Here is a 20177-nt window from a genome sequence, read left to right as displayed (position 1 = left end):
ATAGCGCCTTGAACGGAACATTCGGTTCCACAAATTGCAACAACCCATTTTCTTAAGCCGCATCCACTCAGCTAATCCGGCCTTATAACGCCGCTTTCACCCGCAAACCTAATTCGAGTCGACATGAAAGGTAACTACGACATTTCCAGCCTGCAGGCCTTCGCCACCATCTTTGGCAACCGCAGCCTTTCCCAGAGCGCCGCCGAGCTGGAGCTGGCTAAATCTACCCTCAGCCGCAAGCTCCGCGCCCTGGAGGAAACCGTTGGACACAGCTTACTGCGCAGGGAGTCCAACCGAATGATCCCCACGGAAGCCGGTCATGTGTTCTACCACTATTGCCAGCGCATTCTGTCCGCCGCCGAAGAGAGCAACCGCCAGCTCGACACATTGAGTGGCGAAGTCGAAGGCGATCTTCACATTCATTTGCACAACAGCTTTGTGCGCGGCTGGTTTCCCAACGCGCTGGAAGAGTTCATGCAGCAACACCCAAGCTTGCTGGTGAACCTGCATACCGGCGGAAAATTACCCGAGGCCCCCTGGCTGGAGCAGATCGGCGTGTGGCTGGGCCCGGTGCCCGATCTACCAGTGAGGCAGGAACACCTGGGTGTGCTCTCCCAGGGGGTGTATGCCGCCCACGGCATGTTCGACACGAGTTCGGCGCCCCGCCACCCCAAAGACCTTCTCGATGTGAACTGGGTCGACTTGCCGGGCCAGCGCGAGAACGGCCTGGTGCTGGAACACCGCAGTGGTGAAACCTACCGGCTGCCATCCATGCAGCGAGCCCTTCGCGTCGACCTCGTGATTATGCAGGGCGACGCCATCACCCGCGGGGGGGTCGGGCTGATGCCAAACTGGCTGGCGCAGATGCGCATGCGTGCCCACCCCGGCGAGATTCAGCCCTGCCTGCCTGAATGGCAAGGGCCACCACTGTTTGTCACCCTGCTTTATCCCCACGGCAAATTGCCCCGCCGGGCCCAGGCCTTTGTCGAACACATCCGCCGTTCAACACCGCCAGAGTGGCGCCAGAGCTTGCCCTGACCGCGATCTGCTTTGCTGCCGGGACAGTCGCCCTCGGTCCTTGTTACACTGGTGCGCCAACACCGAATCCCCGCTCAAGCATGTTACAGATTACCAACAGCGTCTCTCTGCCCGAAAACGAAATTGAACTGGATGCCATTCGCGCCCAGGGCAGCGGTGGCCAGAACGTCAACAAGGTGTCCTCCGCCATCCATCTGCGCTTTGATATTCGCGCCTCCTCGCTGCCTGAGGTGTACAAAGAGCGGCTGCTGAATTTGCGGGATCAGCGCATTACCAAAGACGGCATTGTGGTGATCAAGGCCCAGCAGTTTCGCACCCAGGAGCAAAACCGCCTCGACGCCCTTGAGCGCCTGCAGGCCCTGTTGAAAACAGTCACGGTTGTGCCCAAAACACGCCGCCCCACAAAACCCAGCAAAGCAGCCAAAGCCAAGCGCATGGACAAAAAATCCCAGCGGGGCAAGGTTAAGGCGCTGCGCGGAAAGATCACTGACTGACCTCGGTCTACCCTCGAAAACCCTCACCTAACGACCAAATAAAGTCCGACTGGGAATCCGCCTCGACCGACAGAACCGGCAGATCACGCGACATTGCCGAGACGCTATCGGCGAAAATCACAACCTCGGAAATCTCCCACCACACGACGCTTGCCAAGCCCGGGTTTCGTGGCTATGGTTCGCCTGACAATAACTGACACGACAAGGACGTTATGAGATACCTAGCTATCGCCGTGGCCCTTCTGGCCTTCCTGACCGCTTGCGCCACCTCACCGGTAGACAATGCCGCCGATGTCAGGGGCAAGGTGCTACTGAACGAAGGCATCACGGTGCCGGCGTCCTTGAAAGTGGCCTATCACACCAGCCTCAAAGAGCGGAATAAAGTTATCACCACCGGCGATGGCTACGGCCGCTGGAACCAACTGGTTGGAAAATCGCTGCATAGCGCCACCGAACTGATGGTGCCCAGCGTTTTTGACGACGCCGAGTCGTTAGTGGCCGACGCCCCGTTTCATTATCTGTTGAGTTTTAAAGGACAGCCCTCTTTCAGCAGCTTTATGGGCCACTTCACTGTTGAGCTGACAGTGACGGTATTTACACCGGACGGGATGCAGATTTATCAGGCGACCACCAAGACCGGCCGCTCGGGCGGCGGCGCGGGCGACGGCCACGCCTTTGAAGCAGCCTACGCATCAGCCATCAAGGACGCCCTGCATACCTTTCTCAATCAAGAGGGCAATGCCAAGCTTCAGCAGCTCGCCAAGCAGCCGCCGGGCGAGCTGACCGCCGCTCTGGAAGACAAGCTCGATATCGATACGGCTTCTACTGGCACTGGTTTTTATATCAATCGCCAAGGCGAACTGCTGACCGCCTATCACGTGGTTAAAAGCTGTCTGAAAACCGAGGTGCAGCAGCGCGGTGAAAAATACCCTGCCGTCTTGAAAGGGCACTCCCAGGTCCTCGACCTTGCTCTGCTCAGCGCCAGCCATCAGCCCGAGGCCGTGGCACCAATGCCGCAATTTTCTGAATCCGACGGCCTGCTCGGCAAGCAGGTATTTGTGACCGGCTTTCCGCTGTCTGACATTCTATCGCCCTACCCCAGCCTGACCGTCGGCAATATCAGCTCGGTGGGTGGCCTGCGCGGCGGCCAGGGGAATTTCCAGTTCAGTGCACCGATCCAGCCCGGGAACAGTGGTGGACCGGTACTGGATTACAAAGGCAATGTTCTCGGCGCGGTGACCAGCACCCTCAATCAGAAGATGATGCTCACCAAAACCGGCACCACCTCCCAGAACTTGAATTTTGCCTTGAACGGCCGATTGATTGGCGCCTTCCTTGAGAAACACGGTACCGCTTACAGCCGCGCGCCCTCGTCGCTCAACTTCGAGCAGGCCTCAGCCGAAGCGGTGAAGTTCACCACCCAGATCATCTGCTACCAATAAGACAAGGAGGTTGACCGGTGAAAAAGATTTCTGCGCTTGCCCTTTTCCCCATGCTGTTGACGCTGGCAATGCCTCTGCAGGCTGCCGACAGCAACAACGAGGCGGCAGCCGCGCCCGAGGTACTGCAATACCAGCACGAAGGGCGCAAATACCCGCCACTGTTCTACCAGAGCAATATTGAGGATGAGAAATTTCGCGAGTCACTGCTGGCCCGCCAGGCCTTTAACCGACTCGATAAAGACGCCGTCGGCTTGCCCATCGGCCTGATGGTACTCAAAACCCTGCGGCCCAAGGCCGACGCGGCGGGATTTACCTCAACCATGCTCGCCGCCGGCACATTGGGCCTAGTGCCAATGGTGAACAGCAAAGAATTTACCGTGTACTACATGGTCTTTGTACACGGCGAGCGCATCGCCCGCTTTGAGTACTCCATGTCGAGCGCAGATGTAGAAATGTTGTGGGGTGCCGGTCAACAGCGGGATATCAAACCCGAGGAAGAAGTGTTTTTGGAAAACACCATTCCCCGGTTCTTGAACGACCTTAAGAAAGACGAGAAGGTTAGCGCACTTTTCGACGAGTACTACGAGTACTTCCCCGAGGGAAGCTAAACGGGCGCAAGCGCGCCCCGCCTCAGCGCAGCAGCAATACCGGAATATCGCTCAAGCTAACGATACGACTGGTATTGCTGCCCACAAAAAACTGACGAATGCGGGAGTGCCCGTAGGCCCCCATTACCAGCAGCTCAATACCCCGGTCTTTTTGGTACGCCGCCAAGGCATCGTGAACATCCCCTTCCAGACGCTCATTGACTACCTCAAATCCGGCACTGCGCAGTTTCTGGGCGGCATGTTCAACCTGACTCAGGCGCTCGTCACCGGCCGGGCAGACCGTCACCAAATGACAGGGAAGGCCCTTTAACAGCGGGCTGGCCACGACCATGTCCAATGCTTTTTCGGCGGTGCTGGAGCCGTCGTAGGCAATCATAAAGTTGCCGGGGACGGAAAACTCCGGCATCGCTACCAGAATAGGCCGGTGGGAGGTGCGAATCACATTTTCCAGATGGGAACCAATGGTATGGGCGGAGCACTCGTGACCCTCACCAAGACGCCCCAGCACCATCACCCGAATATCCTTGTCCATCTCGGCCACTGTATCAACGAGGCTACCGTGGCGCTGCATCACACTGACCTGCTTCACGCCATCTTCGCGCACCCGATCTTGAGCGGCTGCCAACATATGCTGGCCATGCTCCAGGGCGAGTTTACTGCGGCGCTCGTCCAGGGCCACCAACTCGTCGAGCAAATGCTCGCGGCTGTCCATGCCCAAGCTACCGGACAGATCACCACTGAGATTGGTCTCAGCACGCTCCAGCACATGCACCAGCTTCAGCGGCACCTGTACCCGTAGACTGGTCCAGGCGGCAGCATCACACACGGCTGTGGCAATGGGGGAACCGTCGATAAAGGCGTAAACCTGCATGCTGCTATTCTCCTTATTCTTCTGTCGCTCAGTGGCCGCCCAACAGCTTTTCCACTTCCTCAGGTTTATCGTGCACGCCAAAGCGATCCACGATGGTCGCGCTCGCCTCGTTCATGCCGATCACAACCACTTCAGTTCCTTCCCGCCGGAACTTGATCACCACTTTGTCGAGCGCCGATACCGAGGTAATGTCCCAGAAATGGGCCTGACTGACATCGATGATGACACGCTCCAGCACCTCCTTGAAGTCAAAGGCGGCGATAAAGGCATCAGCAGAGGCAAAGAAGATCTGACCCGCCACCGTGTAGCGGCGCTCGGTGCCCGCCTCGTTGGCAGTGCTCTTGACCAGCATCAAGCGGGCAATCTTGTTGGAGAAGAACAGCACCGCCAGCAACACCCCCACCAGCACACCCAGGGCCAGATTGTGCGTTGCCACCACCACCGCCACGGTGGCCAGCATCACGATATTGCTCGACAGGGGATGCTTGCGCAGGTTGCGCAGCGAATCCCAGGAAAAGGTGCCAATGGACACCATAATCATCACTGCCACCAACGCGGCCATCGGGATCTGGCCGATCCACTCATCCAGAAACACCACCATAATCAGCAGAAACACCCCGGCCACAAAGCAGGACAAGCGGCCCCGGCCACCGGATTTCACATTGATTATCGACTGGCCGATCATCGCACAGCCCGCCATCCCGCCGAGCAGACCGGCACCAATATTGGCCAGACCCTGGCCCTTACACTCCCGGTTTTTGTCACTGCTGGTGTCGGTAAAGTCATCAACGATGGTGGCCGTCATCATCGACTCCAACAGACCCACCACCGCCATGGCAATAGCGTAGGGGAAGATAATCTGCAGGGTCTCAAAGGTCAGCGGCACGTCCGGCCACAAAAATACGGGCAAGGCATCGGGCAACTCGCCCAGATCCGCCACAGTGCGAATATCCAGGCCCACCGCGAGGGAAACGGCGGTTAGCGTAATGATGCATACCAGCGGCGACGGCAGCGATTTACCCACCACCGGCACATAGGGAAAGAGGTAGATAATGCCGAGCCCGGCAGCGGTCATGGCGTAGACATGCCAGGTCACGTTGGTCAGCTCCGGCAACTGGGCCATAAAAATCAGAATGGCCAGCGCGTTAACAAAACCGGTGACCACCGACCGGGACACAAAGCGCATCAAACTGCCCAGGCGCAGATAACCGGCCATAATCTGAAACACCCCGGTGAGCAGGGTGGCCGCCAGCAAATATTCCAGCCCGTGATCCTTCACCAGCGTGATCATCAGCAGCGCCATGGCCGCCGTGGCGGCAGAAATCATCCCTGGCCGACCACCGGTAATGGCGGTAATCACCGCGATACAGAAGGAGGCGTACAAGCCCACCTTGGGATCTACCCCGGCGATGATCGAGAAGGCAATCGCCTCGGGAATCAATGCCAACGCCACCACGGTGCCAGCCAGTAAATCGCCGCGAATATTGCCCAGCCAATCTCGCTTGAGGGTATCAATCATGTGTTCAGATCTCGATGAATCCCGACTTTAGCGACACAGTCAGTCCCGGCGAACGCTGCCACGATGGGCGCGCGGGTGGTGTCACAGCGAAAAACGTCAGGGTGAAATAAACTGTTGCGGAGGGCAGCAATACGCGCTGCGAAAAGCCCTAAATCGGCGCGCACCTTACCACAGATGCCCAACCGGTAAAACCGCGCGGGCCCGCCCCGGCGGGAGTGCGAGCGGTAAATCCTTCTGGGCGCTGCGTGCGTATGTATGCGAAGCTGGCCCCACTTTTGGCCTGTACTGGCATCTGCCTCACCCTCATCAATAACAAGGAAAAGTGCATGATCACCCTATACCACCTTGGCGTCTCCCAATCCGACCGCATCGTCTGGCTGCTGGAAGAATTGGGCCTGCCTTACACTCTGGAATGGTTTGACCGGGGCCCTGACAATCTCGCCCCACCGGCTTTTACCGCCCTCCACCCGGCCGCTACCGCCCCCATTATCAAAGACGGCAACACGACTCTGGCCGAGTCGGTAGCCATTTGCGAATACCTTTGCTGGCGCCACGCCGATGGCAAACTCAGCGTCGCCCCTGCCCAAGACAATTACCCGGACTATCTCTACTGGATGCAGGTCAACAATGCCCTGATGGCCGTGTTCTTCGCCAAGATGGCCGGTGGCGAGCAGGGTATCAGCAACCCGGTAATTGCCAGCTCAGTCACCCGCCGAGAGAAGGGTTACTTCGATTTTATCGAACAGCGCTTGGGTGAAGTGCCCTACCTGGCCGGCGACGAATTTACCTGCGCCGATATCATGATCATGTTCAATCTCACCACCCTGCCCATGTTTAGCGGCAAGACTGTCACCTTTGGCCCCAACACCCAAGCCTACATCAATCGGGTTACCGACAGGCCGGCCTATAAAAAGGCGATGGCGATTGCTGGACCGGCGGCCAGGCGACCCTGAGTGATTGGGCGCTACTGAACACCGCGGAGGGGCGGCACGGCGAAAAAGGCGAGACCATAGAGCCCTATCTATTTAGGGCCTTCTCTCCCCGTACCAACCCCATTCGCTTGATCCGTGAAGCCAGCGTGGTGGGTTTCATTCCTAACAGTTCAGCGGCGCCATCGTCGCCAAACAATTTCCAGTCACAGCGATCCAAGGCGGCAAGCATGTTGCGCCGCCACTGGGCCTGCATTTCCTCGTCGGTCAATATATCGCTGCCATCCGCCCCGTCCACCGCCGCCGGAGCCGTAACGACTTGCCCGGCAACTGGCAGGTCAATCGCTGCCCGTCCATTGCGTGCCGTAATCGCCGCCCGCTCCATCACGTTTTGTAATTCGCGGATATTGCCCGGCCAGCTATAGGCCTGCAGCATGCGAAGATCACCCTGGGTCAACCGGCCACCGCCCTGATTGAATTTCTGACAGGCCTGCTCGAAAAAATGACTGGCCAGTAACGCAATATCATTCTCCCGTTCACGCAAAGGCGGCGAATGAATAGGAAACACATTCAGGCGAAAATACAGATCTTCCCGAAAGGCATGGCGCGCCACCTCCGCTTTCAAGTCCTTGTTAGTGGCCGCCACGATGCGCACATTCACATTCCGGGTGCGCTCCTCGCCGACCCGCTCCAATTGTCCTTCCTGTAGCACCCGCAGCAATTTACTCTGCAATTCCAGGGGAATTTCACCGACTTCATCCAAAAACAGGGTGCCGCCGTTGGCCAGCTCAAAGCGGCCAATGCGATCACGCACCGCCCCGGTAAAGGCCCCTTTGATATGGCCGAAGAATTCGCTCTCAAACAGCTCGTGGGGAATGGCGGCGCAGTTCACCCGAATCAGCGGACCGTCCTTGCGCGGGCTGGCCTCGTGAATGGCCCGGGCAATCAGTTCCTTGCCCGTCCCCGATTCGCCCGTTATCAGCACGTTGGCCTGGGTTTCGGCCACCATCTCAATTTGTTGCAACAGGCGGCGCACGGCCTCACTGTCACCCAGAATGCCGTGATAGCGCTGCTCAATCAGAATTTCCTGTTGCAGGTAGGCGTTCTCGTCCTCCAGTCGGGCTTTCAGTTCACTCAGCTCGGTCAGGGCATCGCGCAATTTGCGCTCGGTTTCCATGCGGGCGCTGATGTCCCGGAATACCACTACCGCGCCAATAATGGCGCGATCCTTAATAATCGGTGTGCTGGTGAACTCCACCGGAAAAGGTGTACCGTCCTGCTTCCAGAAAATTTCCTGACCACCTTCATGAACGACCCCGTCGCGAATTGCGGCGTAGATAGGGCACTCCTCGACCGGATAGTGGCGCCCGTCCTCATGGGTATGGTGATGCACGTAATGCACGTTGTGGCCCAACACATCCCGGTCACTGCGACCAAACAGGCGCATCGCCGCCGGATTCATAAAGGTACACAGCCCCTGGGTATCTACGCAGTAAATGCCATCCCCCACTGAGGTCAGCATCAGCAGGTTTTCACGTTCCCCCTGCTGAAAAATATTCTGCAGGTGCTTCCATTCCAGCAAGCCACCTCGAACAATCCGCTCGGCCTCAGCAGCGTCCCGATTTAGCTCAGCTGACACCACATCCCGAATGGCCACCGCCAGATATTCCCGCCGTTTGATTACCACTCGGGCACCCGCCAACTCCACCGGAATATGCTCGCCGTTTTTCAGTCGACAAGAGATGCGCGTGCTCCAGGCCTTGTCCTGGGCCAGCACCTGCTCGGTGAACACAATCAACTGGCCCAACTCACGACCGTGAATGCGGGAAATCGGCATCCGCAAAATTTCCGGGCGGCTGTAGCCCAGTAGTTCACAGGCGGCGATATTGCAGTCCACGTACTGGTTGTTTTGGGGGTCTAGCAGCATCATCGGTTCGGTGGACTGCTCAAAGGCAGCATGGCGCATCCAGTAGGCCAGCTTGCCCCACTCCTCATTGCTATCAGCCGCATCAAAACTCATCGCCCGTCCCTCGCCAAGACCCCGTCAGAATCACCCCAGACTACTACGCACATGCGTAATTTGGAAAACGAATTTGCGTAGCGCTACGCATTTGCGGAGGAAAATCCTGTCGATCCCACCAGTTCAAGATCGTCCCTCTCGTCAGCAGACGAATCGTAAGCACATGATTTAAAAAGGGTAAAAAAATAGTTTCGCAAGTTTCTGCGCCCCAACGCGCACCTGGTACAGCTTTCGCTCTAGCACTGTCAGGCGGGACCCAAATGCACGGCCATTAACGCCGCCCAAACAGTTAACCAATTACACGCTGAGAGGAAACAACGATGCCTACTGTGGACAAACCCCATTACAAAGACGGCGACTTCCTGGTCGATTACGAAGAGAAAGTGTTTGAGGACGTGCAGGCCGCTCCCGGCGCCAAAGCCTTGATCACCTTCCACACCGTCGCCTTCGAAGGCTCCATCGGTCTGGTCAACCTGCTCCAGGCCAAGCGACTGTTGCGCAAGGGCTTTGAAACCAAGGTGCTGCTTTACGGACCGGGAGTACAACTGGGTGTACAACGGGGTTTCCCCACCCTCGGCGCCGAAGCCTTCCCCGGCCACCTGGTCTGCAACAACCAGCTCAAAGCCTTTATGGAGGAAGGCGGCGAGGTCTACGCCTGCCGCTTCGCCTTGCAAGCCCTCTACGGCCAGACAGAAAAGGCGCTGATTGAAGGGATTCGCCCCATCAACCCCCTGGATGTGATGGACCTGCAATTATTGATGGCGCGGGAAAACGCCTTCGTCGTGCACACCTGGACCACCTGACGAAGCCCCGGCGGCAGGCGGCGCTGCTCGCCCCTGTCCGCCCACTCGAAAACAACCAGGACCACTGCCCGCAAAGCCAAGAATGAACGAGGCCCCCATGACAGAAATACTCGCCGCCGCCGTGCAATGCAGCCCCGTGCTCTACTCCTGCGAGGGCACCGTCAGCAAAATTTGCGACTGGATCGAAAAGCTCGGCGCCCAGGGTGTGCAGTTCGCTGTGTTTCCAGAAACCGTAGTGCCCTACTACCCCTATTTTTCCTTCGTCCAGCCCCCCTACGCCATGGGCCAGCAACATCTCAAACTCATGCAGGAATCGGTCATTGTGCCGTCGGTTCACACTGAGCGCATCGCCAAGGCCGCCGCCAAAGCCGGCATGGTCGTATCGGTGGGGGTCAACGAGCTGGACGGCAAGACCCTGTATAACGCCCAACTATTGTTTGACGCCGACGGCAGCCTGATTCAGCACCGTCGCAAAATCACCCCCACCTATCATGAGCGCATGGTCTGGGGGCAAGGCGATGGTAGCGGCCTTAGCGCAGTGGACTCCAAGGTCGGCCGCATTGGCTCCCTGGCCTGCTGGGAACACTACAACCCATTGGCCCGCTACGCACTGATGGCCGACCGGGAGGAAATCCACGTTGCCACCTTTCCCGGATCCTTAGTCGGCGAGATTTTTGCCGAACAAATCCAAGTCACCATTCGCCATCACGCCCTGGAATCTGGCTGCTTTGTGGTCAACGCCACCAGCTGGCTCAACCCGGAACAACAGCAGCAGGTGATGGACGATACCGGCGGCCCCCTGGCAGCGATTAGTGGCGGCTGCTTCACCGCCATCGTGTCGCCCGAAGGTCGCCTGCTGGGCGACACCTTGACCAGTGAATCAGGCGAAGGCGCCTGCATTGCCCGCCTGGATATGAACCTGATTGCCAAACGCAAAAGGATGATGGATTCGGTGGGCCACTACAGTCGCCCCGAGCTACTGAGCCTTCTGATCGACCGCAGCCCCCGCCACCATACCCAACCAATGACCGGCAGCCCCGCCACGCTCAATGGCAAATGCGCTTTATCTACCACCGACCCCGGCGACGCTGGCGCGCAATCCATTGCGCAAGACGACGCCGTTTCGCCATTTAAACCCGCTGCGGTTAACACAGGAGCGTGATCATGCCCCTCAGTCAGCAACAACTTACCCGCCTGCAAAGCCAGGGCCTGCGTTGGCTCGATGGCGATGCCCTGGGCCTTGCCCGCCAGGGTGGCGCTGGCCCCACCGATCACAAGGCGCTGAACTTCGAAGATCAGACCGCGATGATTCCGGTCTTCAACCAGCAGGTTAATCACTCCCCTTTTTCGGCGCGGCCAGACCCACGTACCCAAGAGGTAAAAATCTACGAAGGGGCCGAGCTGATCGCGAGAGCCGGCGCCCCCGACCGCCCCCGCTTTTACGACCTGCACAGCGCCGACGGCACCCCCTACTCCCACATTGCCACACTGCACAGCAAGGATGTGCTGGCCACCACCGTGTTGCAGCAGTGCGTGCGCTATCGCAATCGCGACACCTCCTGCCAGTTTTGCGCCATTGAAGAGTCCCTGGCCAATGGCAAAACCATTGCCCACAAAAGCCCGGCGCAACTCGCTGAAGTCGCCCTGGCCGCAGTGCGCCTGGACGGGGTCAAGCAAATGATCATGACCACGGGCACCCCGAAAACCAGCGACCGGGGTGCTGCCGTGTTGGTTGAATCAATCCGGGCCGTCAAAGCCGCCGTTAACATCCCGATTCAGGCGCAATGCGAACCCCCCGCCGATGACATTTGGCTGGACCGGCTCAAGGCCGCCGGTGCCGATGCCCTCGGCATGCATATGGAGGCGGTCAGCGACCGGGTGCGCAAGGCCATCATGCCCGGTAAGGCCAGCGTGCCCCTGAGCCGGTATCTCTCGGCCTTTGCCCACGCGGTTACTCTGTTCGGACCCGGCAATGTCAGCACCTATATCCTGGCCGGGCTAGGCGACACCGAAATCGAAATTATCAATATGGGGCTGCGCCTGATCGACATGGGTGTTTACCCCTTTGTGGTGCCCTTTGTGCCGGTGGCCGGCACACCACTGGCCAACCACCCCATGCCCGACCCGGCGATGCTCGACGGCATTTTTCAGGTGCTCGGTCCGGCACTGGTCAACAGCGGCATGCAGTCCGACCAACTCAAAGCGGGCTGCGCCAAATGCGGCGCTTGCTCCAGCATGAAGAGCTACGAAAAGGCCGCAACCACTCCCTCTGCGGAGGTGAGCTATGCCTAGACAACCCGCCCCCCGTCGCCGCTATGCTTTCAGTGACGCAGACCACCCTTCGGCACCCGGCGATACCTTTGGCGATTTCCACGCCACCCGCATTCAGGTCCGCCCCGCAACCGCCTCCTGGGAGCGTGCACGCTATTTTGCCTTGCGCCAACGAGTTTTTTCCCAGGAGCAACAACTGCCGATTCGCGATCAGGACGGCGAGGATTTTCGCGCCACCGCTATTGTCGCGGTCACTGACCTGTGCGGCATCAACGACGACGTGGTGGGTGCGGTGCGCATCTTTCCGGTAGCCGACCCCAATCTGCCAAATCTCTGGTTTGGCGGGCGCTTGTGTGTGGCACCCACTTATCGAGGCAGAGCCGATATAGGCAAAGCGCTCATTAATACCGCCGTTAGTCGCGCAAAAATGCTGGGCTGTGAGCACTTTCATGCCTTTGTACAAAAGCAGAATGGTCGCTATTTCAGCAGCCTGCACTGGCACACACTTGAAGAACTGGAGATTGCCGGGCGACCCCATTTGCGTATGCGCGCCGACCTGGACCACTACCCGCTGGCGCAATTGCCGCCGCCCAATATCGACCTGCCCAGTGAGGCCCCGCGCCAGACCAACATCGAGGAGGCACGCTAATGCGCCCCCTCCACAAGCGCCCCAGTTTCACCTTGACACCTACCGAGTGCGAGCAGCAGTTAGCGGCGCTGTGCGCCGAGCTGCACGCATTGCCCGAGATCGCCAGCAAGCGCGCCATTCGTCACGCGGCGGCGACCAGCGCCAAAGACTTGTCCAAGGCAAGCATGACCGAGCGCTACGCCGCCCCCGGCGATGACTGCGCCGCCTTTGCTACCGGCGATGGTTATCAATTGCTGGCCATGGAGGGCATGCTGCCCGACTTTGTCGCCAACGATCCCAAGGCGGCGGGCTGGTCATCGGTGATGGCCAACGTCAGCGATATTGCCGCCATGGGTGGCCGGGCCACCGCCATCGCCAATGCCTTCTGGCACTGCGACGACGACGCCAGCCGGATATTGCTGCACCACATCAAACGCGCCTGCGACACCTTTGGTGTGCAGTTCTCTGGCGGCCACAGCAGCATTCGCCACGACTACCAGCCTCACCTGGCGGTGGCCATTATCGGCCACGCCCGCAAGCTGCTCTCTTGTCACCATCTGCGCCCGGGCCAGCGTCTGTTCATGCTCAGCGACCTCACCGGTAGCTGGCACGGCAACCAGCCCTATTGGGGCTGCGTGGGCGGCAAAAGCCCGGAGCAGATTCGTCAGCAATGGCAGCTTCCTGCTGAGCTGGCCGAGCAGGACCTGGCCGTGGCCGCCAAGGACATCAGCGGCGGTGGCGTGCTCGGCACCCTGTTGATGATGCTGGAGCTCACAGGCTGCGGCGCCCATTTAGACCTCAGCGCCATTCCCAGGCCACCCGGCGATCTGCTGCGCTGGCTGCGTGCCTTTCAGGCTTTTGGCTTTCTGCTGGCGGTGGAGCCTGATCAGGTCAGCCGCCTGATCGCCTTCTTCCAGCACAGCCACCTCAGTTGCGTGCCAGTGGGCAGCATCAATGCCAGTGCGCGCATCGAACTGGATTACTACGGCAGCCGCCAAATCTTCTGGGATCTTCACCAACGCACTTTAACCAATATGGGAGGCCAACCGTGCCCGCCGTCAATTTCACGCTGATCTGGCCCGATGGTGAGCGGCGCCAGTATTACTCACCCTCCACCGTGATCTACCAACATCTTGAATCAGGCGCGCAGTACAGCCAGCAGGAATTCGCCCGGCGGGTACGCACCGCCCTTACCCAGGCATCAGAACGAGTGCGGGACAAGTTTGGCTATGCCTGCTCCGCCGCCGGGTCCGAGCTCGCCAGCCTGGAATCCAAACTCTCCCAGCTTCAACAACACAACATTACCGGCGACATCCAGGTTGTGGACCTGCGCCAGTAACTTAACTTCAGGAATGACCATGAACAGCAAAACCGAACACTACACCTGCATCATCATTGGGGCCGGCCAGGCCGGCCTGTCGATGAGCTACTGCCTCAGCCAACAGGGCATCCATCATCTGGTACTGGAGCGCAGCGATCGGGTGGCCAACAACTGGCGAAGCGAACGCTGGGACACCTTCTGCCTGGTCACCCCCAACTGGCAGTGCCAGCTGCCGGGCATGCACTACAGCGGCGATGACCCGGATGGCTTTATGGTGAAGGACGAAATCGTCGACTATGTTGAGGCCTATTATCAATTCAGCCAGGCCCCGGTGCGCTTTAACAGCCCGGTGACCTCGGTCAACAAAACCCAAAGCATTTATCGGGTCGAGTGCGGTGACCAGAGCTATCAGGCAGACCACATTGTGGTCGCCACCGGCGGCTATCATCGCCCCTACATCTTGCCTGCCGCGGCGGAAATGCCGGTCACCCACGTGCACTCCCGGGATTACCGCAACCCCGATCAACTCCCGAATGGTGCCGTGTTGGTCGTAGGCACAGGCCAATCCGGCTGCCAGATCGCCGAAGATTTGCACCTTGCCGGACGCCAGGTGCACCTGTGCGTGGGCAATGCGCCCCGAGTTAACCGGCGCTATCGGGGCAAGGACGTGGTCAACTGGCTGGAAGAAATGGGCTACTACGAAACCACTATCGACAACCATCCCGAGGGGGAAAACGCTCCCCACGCCACCAACCACTATGTCACCGGCCGGGACGGAGGCCGGGATATTAATCTGCGGATCTTCGCCGAGCAGGGAATGAAACTCTATGGCCGCTTAAAGTCGGCCAAACAGGGCACCTTGCAATTCGAAGATGATTTGCACGACAACCTCGACTACGCCGACAGTGTCGCCAAGCGGATTGTCGACGGCATTGAGAACTACATTCAGCAGCAGGGTATCAATGCCCCCGCCGACGACAATCGCCATAGCGACTACGCGCCCCCCACCGTCAACTCCCTGGATTTGCAAGCTGCTGGCATTACCAGCGTGGCGTGGGCCACCGGCTTTAAAAGCGATTATCAGTGGTTGCAGGTCCCGGCACTGAATGAGCGCGGCGCCCCACTACAGCAACGCGGCGTAAGCCCGGTGGCGGGGTTGTATTTTCTCGGTCTGAACTGGATGAATACCTGGGGTTCAGGGCGCTTTTTTCATGTTGGCAGAGATGCCGAGTATCTCGCCCAGGTGATTGCCGAGCGCAACAACGCGCGCAAGTCTGCCTAGGGCCTGCTAACACTAATTAGATTGTCACGGTTGACGCTGAAAACGCCGCATCGACGGACAATATCATCTGTGGCGCCGCAGGGACGGGGCAGGTAGAGATACCGAGCCAGAAACCTCCCCTGCCCGTCATTCCGGACGCGCTGTCTGCGATCCGGAATCCAGAACGAACACAGCTGCATCTTGACCCCGGCTCGGGGCCCAGCTGCTGTACGGAATAAATTGAGTCACAGCTTGTAAATACTTTACATCGTGGACGGAAACAGAACCTGCCAAGGGCGAGGCTTGATTTACGAATGCGTGAAATATCGCCTTACCCGCGAATGCAGATATCCAGTCTTTTGCTAACGTCGCTGGGGCTATGGATGCCGGCTCGGGGGCCGGCATGACGAGGGTGGAAGTATTCCGGACAGCAGTGCGCTGTTCGTAAGCATAGCGACATAAAAATCATTTCGGACAGTAGTGGCCTCGAGACCGGGGCGACGAGACCTTTCAGAGACACCGGACCATAAACCACCCCCAGCCCGTCATTCCGGACGCGCTGTTTGCGATCCGGAATCCAGAACGAACACAGGTGCATCTTGGCCCCGACACAGGACTGGGGCGGTCGGTACTCCAGTTCGTGCCAACGCAATACCCAAAGAAAACAGAGCCCGTGACGGATCACCGTCACGGGCTTGTTCTTTCAGGCAGGATATCAGCGGAAACTGATTACAGGTTAACCGTCAGGTTTTCACCTCTGGCCCGGGACACGCACAGACACATCGTTTTACCTTCGGCTTTTTCGCTTTCCGACAGGTAGGCGTCCCGGTGGTCCACCTCGCCCTCCACCACCTCGGTGGCGCAGGTGCCGCAGGTGCCTTGCATACAGGCGTACGGCACATCGAGGCCGGCGTGATGCAGGGCGTCGATCACGGTCTGGGACGGATCAACCTGCACCACCTGGCCGGACTTGGCCATGGTCACCGTGAAGGCATGGTTGTCGGTGGCATCGCTGACCGGCGCCGAAAAGGATTCGATGCGAATATTCTCTTCCTTCCAGCCCTTGGCCAGGGCCGCGCTTTTCAGCCAGTTCATAAAACCCTGAGGACCACAGATATACACCAGCGTTTGATCGTTGGGCTTGCCCAGTACCACATCCACATTCAAGCTGCTGCGCCCATCCTCGCCATCCAGATGCACCTCGGTTTTTACAGCTAAATCGCCCTGTTTGACCTCATCTACAAAGGGAATGGCCGCCTGATTGCGGGCACACAGATGCAGCGAGAAGGGCTTGTTGATTTCCTGCAAGCGGTTGGCCATCGACAACAACGGTGTCAGACCAATACCGCCGGCGATCAAAATAAAGTTGCTCGCATTTTCGTAGAGCACAAAGTTGTTGCGCAGCGGGCCGACCTTCACCTCGTCACCCACAACCAGGCCATGCATAGCCTTGGAGCCACCGCGGCCCTGCTCCTCGCACTTCACCGCAATGCGGTAGCGATTGGCGGCCACATCGTGATTGATGAGCGAGTACTGACGCACCAACCCATTGGGCAGATGTACATCCAGGTGGGCACCAGCTTCGCCGGCTTTCAGGGCACTGCCATTGAGGGGTTCAAATTCAAAGGCGCGAATGCCCTCACCCACGTCGCGAATCTGGGCAACCCGCATGGGGATGGCCGCAGTATCTTCAGACTTGGGCAGGATGATCTCACTGGGCCCCGCCACCCAGCTGCGGCCGGGAATGTTTTGCCGACGCAGTACCCCGTTAGCCAGCGCCCACACCTGACGGTATTTGAACCAGGGAATATGGGGCACCAGATGGTGAATGGCGTGATCTTCCTGACCGAACAACAGGCGGCGCAGGGGCGAGTTGCCTTTCATGTACATGGTGGATTGAAAGGGTTCGTTCTCCCAGGTCAGCCCCTCGGGGTGCTGAATATGGGCAAAGGTGTAGGCCACCACACCCAGCCCAACGCGTTGGGGAATCACATAGAGCAGCAGAAACTCTTTCCACCAGGGCGACAACAGAAATGCGGCATGAGACACCACCACCGCCGCCAACATCAGGTAGAGCGAGATGCTCACCCGGCGGGACCAGATATTGCGACCATAGCGAAAATACCAATGCACCCAGTGCAGGTCGGCAAACATCAAATAGGCCAGCCCCGCCCATTTGGGCGGGCTGACAAAGCCGGTATCCGGGTCGCGACCTTCTTCGCCAGTGTAGCGGTGATGGTCCATATGAATGGCCCGGAAGGTGGTCATGTTGACCCCGGGCAACAGCAGCTGCCCGGTGAGCACACCCAGCCAGTCGTTAATGCGCGAATTGGACGACACCGCCCGGTGGGACGCATCATGCAGCGGGGTAAAGGCAATATACACCGCAGCCAGGTTGACCAGCATCGCCAGCAACAGCGGAATGCTGCCATTGAGATAGGCGATGCAGGACAGGGTAAAACCGCCCAATGCCAGCGACGACAAGATAATCTGCGGCGCTGACCACTTGGGCACCGCCATCACATCAGCGTAGCGGGGATCGTGAACAATCTGGTTGAGTACCGCCCTTGCGGTGGTGTTATTAGTAAAGGACATAGCATTAACCCTGATCTGAAAGTAAATAAGCAACAGGGGTGGCGAGTCCGTTCCAATCAGCCCTCAGCGGCGCGCCCCTCTGCATGGACAGGCTCATTCTGGTCAAATGCTTCGCAGGCGAACTTGATTCAAATCAACAGAATTTTGGCTTGGCAAGAAATGACAGGGTAAACTCGCCCAATCTGCACGATTCGCTTTTTCGACCGGGCACTTCGTATACTTAGCCCAAAAAACGGGCCTCAAATTACGGGTATCGCGGAAGAGAAGGACACACCCCAACATGCTTTCCAAGGTGAGCAACGACCAACCGGCAGCCGTCAGCGAGATGGAAAAACGCATCCTCGCCGCCGCGGAGCACTGCTTTCGGGAATACAGTATTCAGAAAACCAAGATCGACGATATCTGCATGGAGGCGGGAATCAGCCGCCCCTCTTTCTACCGCTTTTATAAAAACAAACAGGACTTACTGCTGTTTATTGCCCAGCGTGAGATCGTCAGCGTGGTCCAGCGCCTGGATCAGCTGATTGAGCAACACGACGACATTGAAGAGGTGTTTGTCGAAGCTATCATGATCTGTGTACTGGACTTTCCCAAAAGCGAGACCGTGCGCTTTCTGCTCGGCACCAACAACCTCGAGTTCACCCTCAAGGAAGTCAACAAGGCCAACCTGGGCACCTCACTCCACCTGGAGCTGGGCTGGAAGCGCATTATTGAGGTCGCCCATCACCAGGGGCGGTTGCGCGAGAATTTTAGCGCCGAAGAAATGGTGGACTGGCTGCAACTCCTCGAAACCCTGCTGATTGTCAGCGGCGAAATACTGGAAACCCCTGAGGAAAAGCTGCGCCGTCAGGTGCGCGCCTTTGTGGTACCCGCCTTGTTGACGCCCTGATACTTTCGCGGCCGACCGCCCTCGCTGCCAGCCCGTCAAATATTACATTTTCAAAATATGTAATATCATGTAGCATATCTAATCACATAAGGTAGAGTGTCAGCTGCGCACTAGTTCCGCGCCCCGCTAACACTCGGGCGGCAACGCCACAGAATAATGCCAATAACAGGACGCCGACGTGGACTCTTCACCGACTTTGTCTGCGCAAATCAACACCACCGCGCGCCGACGCCAGCCGACCCTGTCTGCACGCCGTCAGCAAGCCAACCATGGCTGACCGTGAGGTAAGTATGTCCGATTCTTTTCGGGCCGAGCTTCGCCAATGGCTCGAAGCCAACCTGCCCCCCAGCACCCGGGGCAGTCTGCCCGAGCAAGAGATCCCCTGGGGCGGGCGTCATCCCGAATACCCCAACCCCGATACCAAACTCTGGCTGGAGCGCATGGTTGCCCGGGGCTTTACCGCCCCCACCTGGGCCAAACAATATGGCGGCGCTGAACTGAGCCCCGAGCAGGACCGGATTCTCAAAGAGGAGTTACAGCGCCTGCAAGCCCGCCCGGCCCTGTTCTCCTTCGGCCTGTGGATGCTCGGCCCGGTGCTGCTGGAATACGGCACCGACAGCCAGAAGGCAGAATTTTTGCCACCCATCGCCCGGGGCGAAATTCGCTGGTGTCAGGGCTACTCCGAACCCGGCGCCGGTTCAGACCTGGCCTCTTTGTCCACCTTTGCCGAAGACTGCGGCGACCATTGGAAGGTGAATGGCCAGAAGGTCTGGACCAGCTACGCCGACAAAGCCGACTGGATCTTTTGCCTAGTGCGCACCGACAAGGACGCGCCCAAGCACAAGGGCATTTCCTTTTTGCTGATCGACATGAACAGCCCCGGCATCAGCACCCGGCCTATCAAATTGATCTCCGGCAACTCCCCCTTCTGCGAAACATTTTTTGACGACGTGAAAGTGCCCAAGAACCAGTTGGTCGGCAAGGTCAACGAGGGCTGGGAGATCGCCAAAAAATTGCTCCAATACGAGCGCCAGAATGTGTCAGCGGCCGCCTTTGGTGGCGACAACAGCTTTCCCCTCCACCAAGTGGCACGGCTTAGCGAAGGCCATGATCAGGGCCCCATCGTCGACCCAATAAAACGGGTTGCTGTGGCCAAGGGCGAGATGCGCGAACAGGCCCTGAGTTACCTTGTTGCCCGGGCAAATCGGGAGATGGGCGCCGGTCGTATCAGCGCCCTCACCTCGGTAGTCAAAGTGGCGGCAGCCGAGATCAATCAGCAACGTCAGGAACTGGCCGTCTCCCTCCTCGGCATGGACGGCCTGGGCTGGAGCGGCGAGCAGTTCGACAGCCGCGCGCTGAAAGAAACCCGGGCCTGGCTGCGCTCCAAGGGCAACTCCATTGAGGGCGGCACCTCGGAGGTGAATCTCAACATCATTGCACGACACATTCTGCGGCTGCCGCAAGAACCATGAACCGGGAATCCTAAAC

General features: G+C 58.6%; 18 protein-coding genes. 14 read left to right on the top strand and 4 right to left on the bottom strand.

What is annotated here, in order from left to right; translation table 11 throughout:
* The first annotated feature begins 123 nt into the window (after positions 1-123).
* From NCG89_RS14765 to NCG89_RS14750, 4 genes are all read left to right on the top strand, one after another.
* Entirely contained in the window at positions 124-1038 is a 915-nt protein-coding gene (locus NCG89_RS14765; protein WP_251087328.1) for a LysR family transcriptional regulator, read from the top strand.
* Between the two features lie 80 nt (positions 1039-1118).
* On the top strand, positions 1119-1532 hold the full coding sequence (gene arfB, locus NCG89_RS14760) for an alternative ribosome rescue aminoacyl-tRNA hydrolase ArfB (RefSeq protein ID WP_251087327.1): 414 nt from the start codon (positions 1119-1121) through the stop codon (positions 1530-1532).
* Between the two features lie 212 nt (positions 1533-1744).
* On the top strand, positions 1745-2974 hold the full coding sequence (locus tag NCG89_RS14755; RefSeq protein WP_251087326.1) for a S1 family peptidase: 1230 nt from the start codon (positions 1745-1747) through the stop codon (positions 2972-2974).
* Between the two features lie 17 nt (positions 2975-2991).
* Positions 2992-3582, top strand: coding sequence for a hypothetical protein (locus NCG89_RS14750; protein WP_251087325.1), 591 nt, complete (start codon positions 2992-2994; stop codon positions 3580-3582).
* A gap of 22 nt (positions 3583-3604) precedes the next feature.
* Here NCG89_RS14750 and NCG89_RS14745 read toward each other — a convergent pair whose 3' ends face one another.
* A complete protein-coding gene (locus NCG89_RS14745) occupies positions 3605-4453 on the bottom strand; it encodes a universal stress protein (RefSeq protein WP_251087324.1) in 849 nt (282 codons plus the stop codon).
* A gap of 28 nt (positions 4454-4481) precedes the next feature.
* Positions 4482-5972, bottom strand: coding sequence for a SulP family inorganic anion transporter (locus NCG89_RS14740; RefSeq protein WP_251087323.1), 1491 nt, complete (start codon positions 5970-5972; stop codon positions 4482-4484).
* A gap of 326 nt (positions 5973-6298) precedes the next feature.
* On the opposite strand from NCG89_RS14740, the gene NCG89_RS14735 reads away from it, so the two are divergent.
* On the top strand, positions 6299-6925 hold the full coding sequence (locus tag NCG89_RS14735) for a glutathione S-transferase family protein (RefSeq protein WP_251087322.1): 627 nt from the start codon (positions 6299-6301) through the stop codon (positions 6923-6925).
* A 64-nt stretch (positions 6926-6989) separates the two neighbouring features.
* Here NCG89_RS14735 and NCG89_RS14730 read toward each other — a convergent pair whose 3' ends face one another.
* Complete coding sequence (locus tag NCG89_RS14730) at positions 6990-8921, bottom strand: sigma 54-interacting transcriptional regulator (RefSeq protein WP_251087321.1); 1932 nt, start codon at positions 8919-8921, stop codon at positions 6990-6992.
* 320 nt (positions 8922-9241) lie between these two features.
* Here NCG89_RS14730 and NCG89_RS14725 point away from each other — a divergent pair, with 320 nt between their 5' ends.
* The 7 genes from NCG89_RS14725 (at position 9242) to NCG89_RS14695 (ending at position 15226) form a co-directional block, all read left to right on the top strand.
* Positions 9242-9724 carry an MSMEG_0572/Sll0783 family nitrogen starvation response protein gene (locus NCG89_RS14725; RefSeq protein ID WP_251087320.1) on the top strand — a complete coding sequence of 161 codons (483 nt, stop codon included), beginning with the start codon at positions 9242-9244 and terminating at the stop codon, positions 9722-9724.
* A gap of 97 nt (positions 9725-9821) precedes the next feature.
* The gene (locus NCG89_RS14720) at positions 9822-10886 is read left to right on the top strand and encodes a Nit6803 family nitrilase (RefSeq protein ID WP_251087319.1); all 1065 of its coding nucleotides are present in this window, start codon (positions 9822-9824) and stop codon (positions 10884-10886) included.
* A 2-nt stretch (positions 10887-10888) separates the two neighbouring features.
* Positions 10889-12016 carry an MSMEG_0568 family radical SAM protein gene (locus NCG89_RS14715; protein WP_251087318.1) on the top strand — a complete coding sequence of 376 codons (1128 nt, stop codon included), beginning with the start codon at positions 10889-10891 and terminating at the stop codon, positions 12014-12016.
* Positions 12009-12644, top strand: coding sequence for an MSMEG_0567/Sll0786 family nitrogen starvation N-acetyltransferase (locus NCG89_RS14710; protein ID WP_251087317.1), 636 nt, complete (start codon positions 12009-12011; stop codon positions 12642-12644). Before NCG89_RS14715 ends, NCG89_RS14710 begins: the two co-directional genes overlap by 8 nt.
* Positions 12644-13696, top strand: a complete 1053-nt coding sequence (locus tag NCG89_RS14705; RefSeq protein WP_251087316.1) for a sll0787 family AIR synthase-like protein — start codon at positions 12644-12646, stop codon at positions 13694-13696. Before NCG89_RS14710 ends, NCG89_RS14705 begins: the two co-directional genes overlap by 1 nt.
* On the top strand, positions 13672-13962 hold the full coding sequence (locus NCG89_RS14700; protein WP_251087315.1) for an MSMEG_0570 family nitrogen starvation response protein: 291 nt from the start codon (positions 13672-13674) through the stop codon (positions 13960-13962). The genes NCG89_RS14705 and NCG89_RS14700 overlap by 25 nt, the downstream gene beginning before the upstream one ends.
* Positions 13963-13981: 19 nt before the next feature.
* The gene (locus NCG89_RS14695; protein WP_251087314.1) at positions 13982-15226 is read left to right on the top strand and encodes an MSMEG_0569 family flavin-dependent oxidoreductase; all 1245 of its coding nucleotides are present in this window, start codon (positions 13982-13984) and stop codon (positions 15224-15226) included.
* Between the two features lie 708 nt (positions 15227-15934).
* On the opposite strand, the gene NCG89_RS14690 is transcribed toward NCG89_RS14695, so the two are convergent.
* On the bottom strand, positions 15935-17800 hold the full coding sequence (locus NCG89_RS14690; RefSeq protein WP_251087313.1) for a fatty acid desaturase: 1866 nt from the start codon (positions 17798-17800) through the stop codon (positions 15935-15937).
* Between the two features lie 280 nt (positions 17801-18080).
* Here NCG89_RS14690 and NCG89_RS14685 point away from each other — a divergent pair, with 280 nt between their 5' ends.
* Positions 18081-18689: a TetR/AcrR family transcriptional regulator gene (locus NCG89_RS14685; protein WP_251087312.1), complete on the top strand. Its 609-nt coding sequence runs from the start codon at positions 18081-18083 to the stop codon at positions 18687-18689.
* A gap of 290 nt (positions 18690-18979) precedes the next feature.
* Positions 18980-20161 (top strand): acyl-CoA dehydrogenase family protein, encoded by a 1182-nt coding sequence (locus NCG89_RS14680; protein WP_251087311.1) that lies wholly within the window; start codon positions 18980-18982, stop codon positions 20159-20161.
* Positions 20162-20177 lie beyond the last annotated feature (16 nt).

This window comes from Spongiibacter taiwanensis, from assembly GCF_023702635.1.
GTDB lineage: Bacteria > Pseudomonadota > Gammaproteobacteria > Pseudomonadales > Spongiibacteraceae > Spongiibacter > Spongiibacter taiwanensis.
The sequence above is the reverse complement of the archived record's forward strand: the minus strand, read 5'-3'. Positions and strand labels throughout refer to the sequence as shown.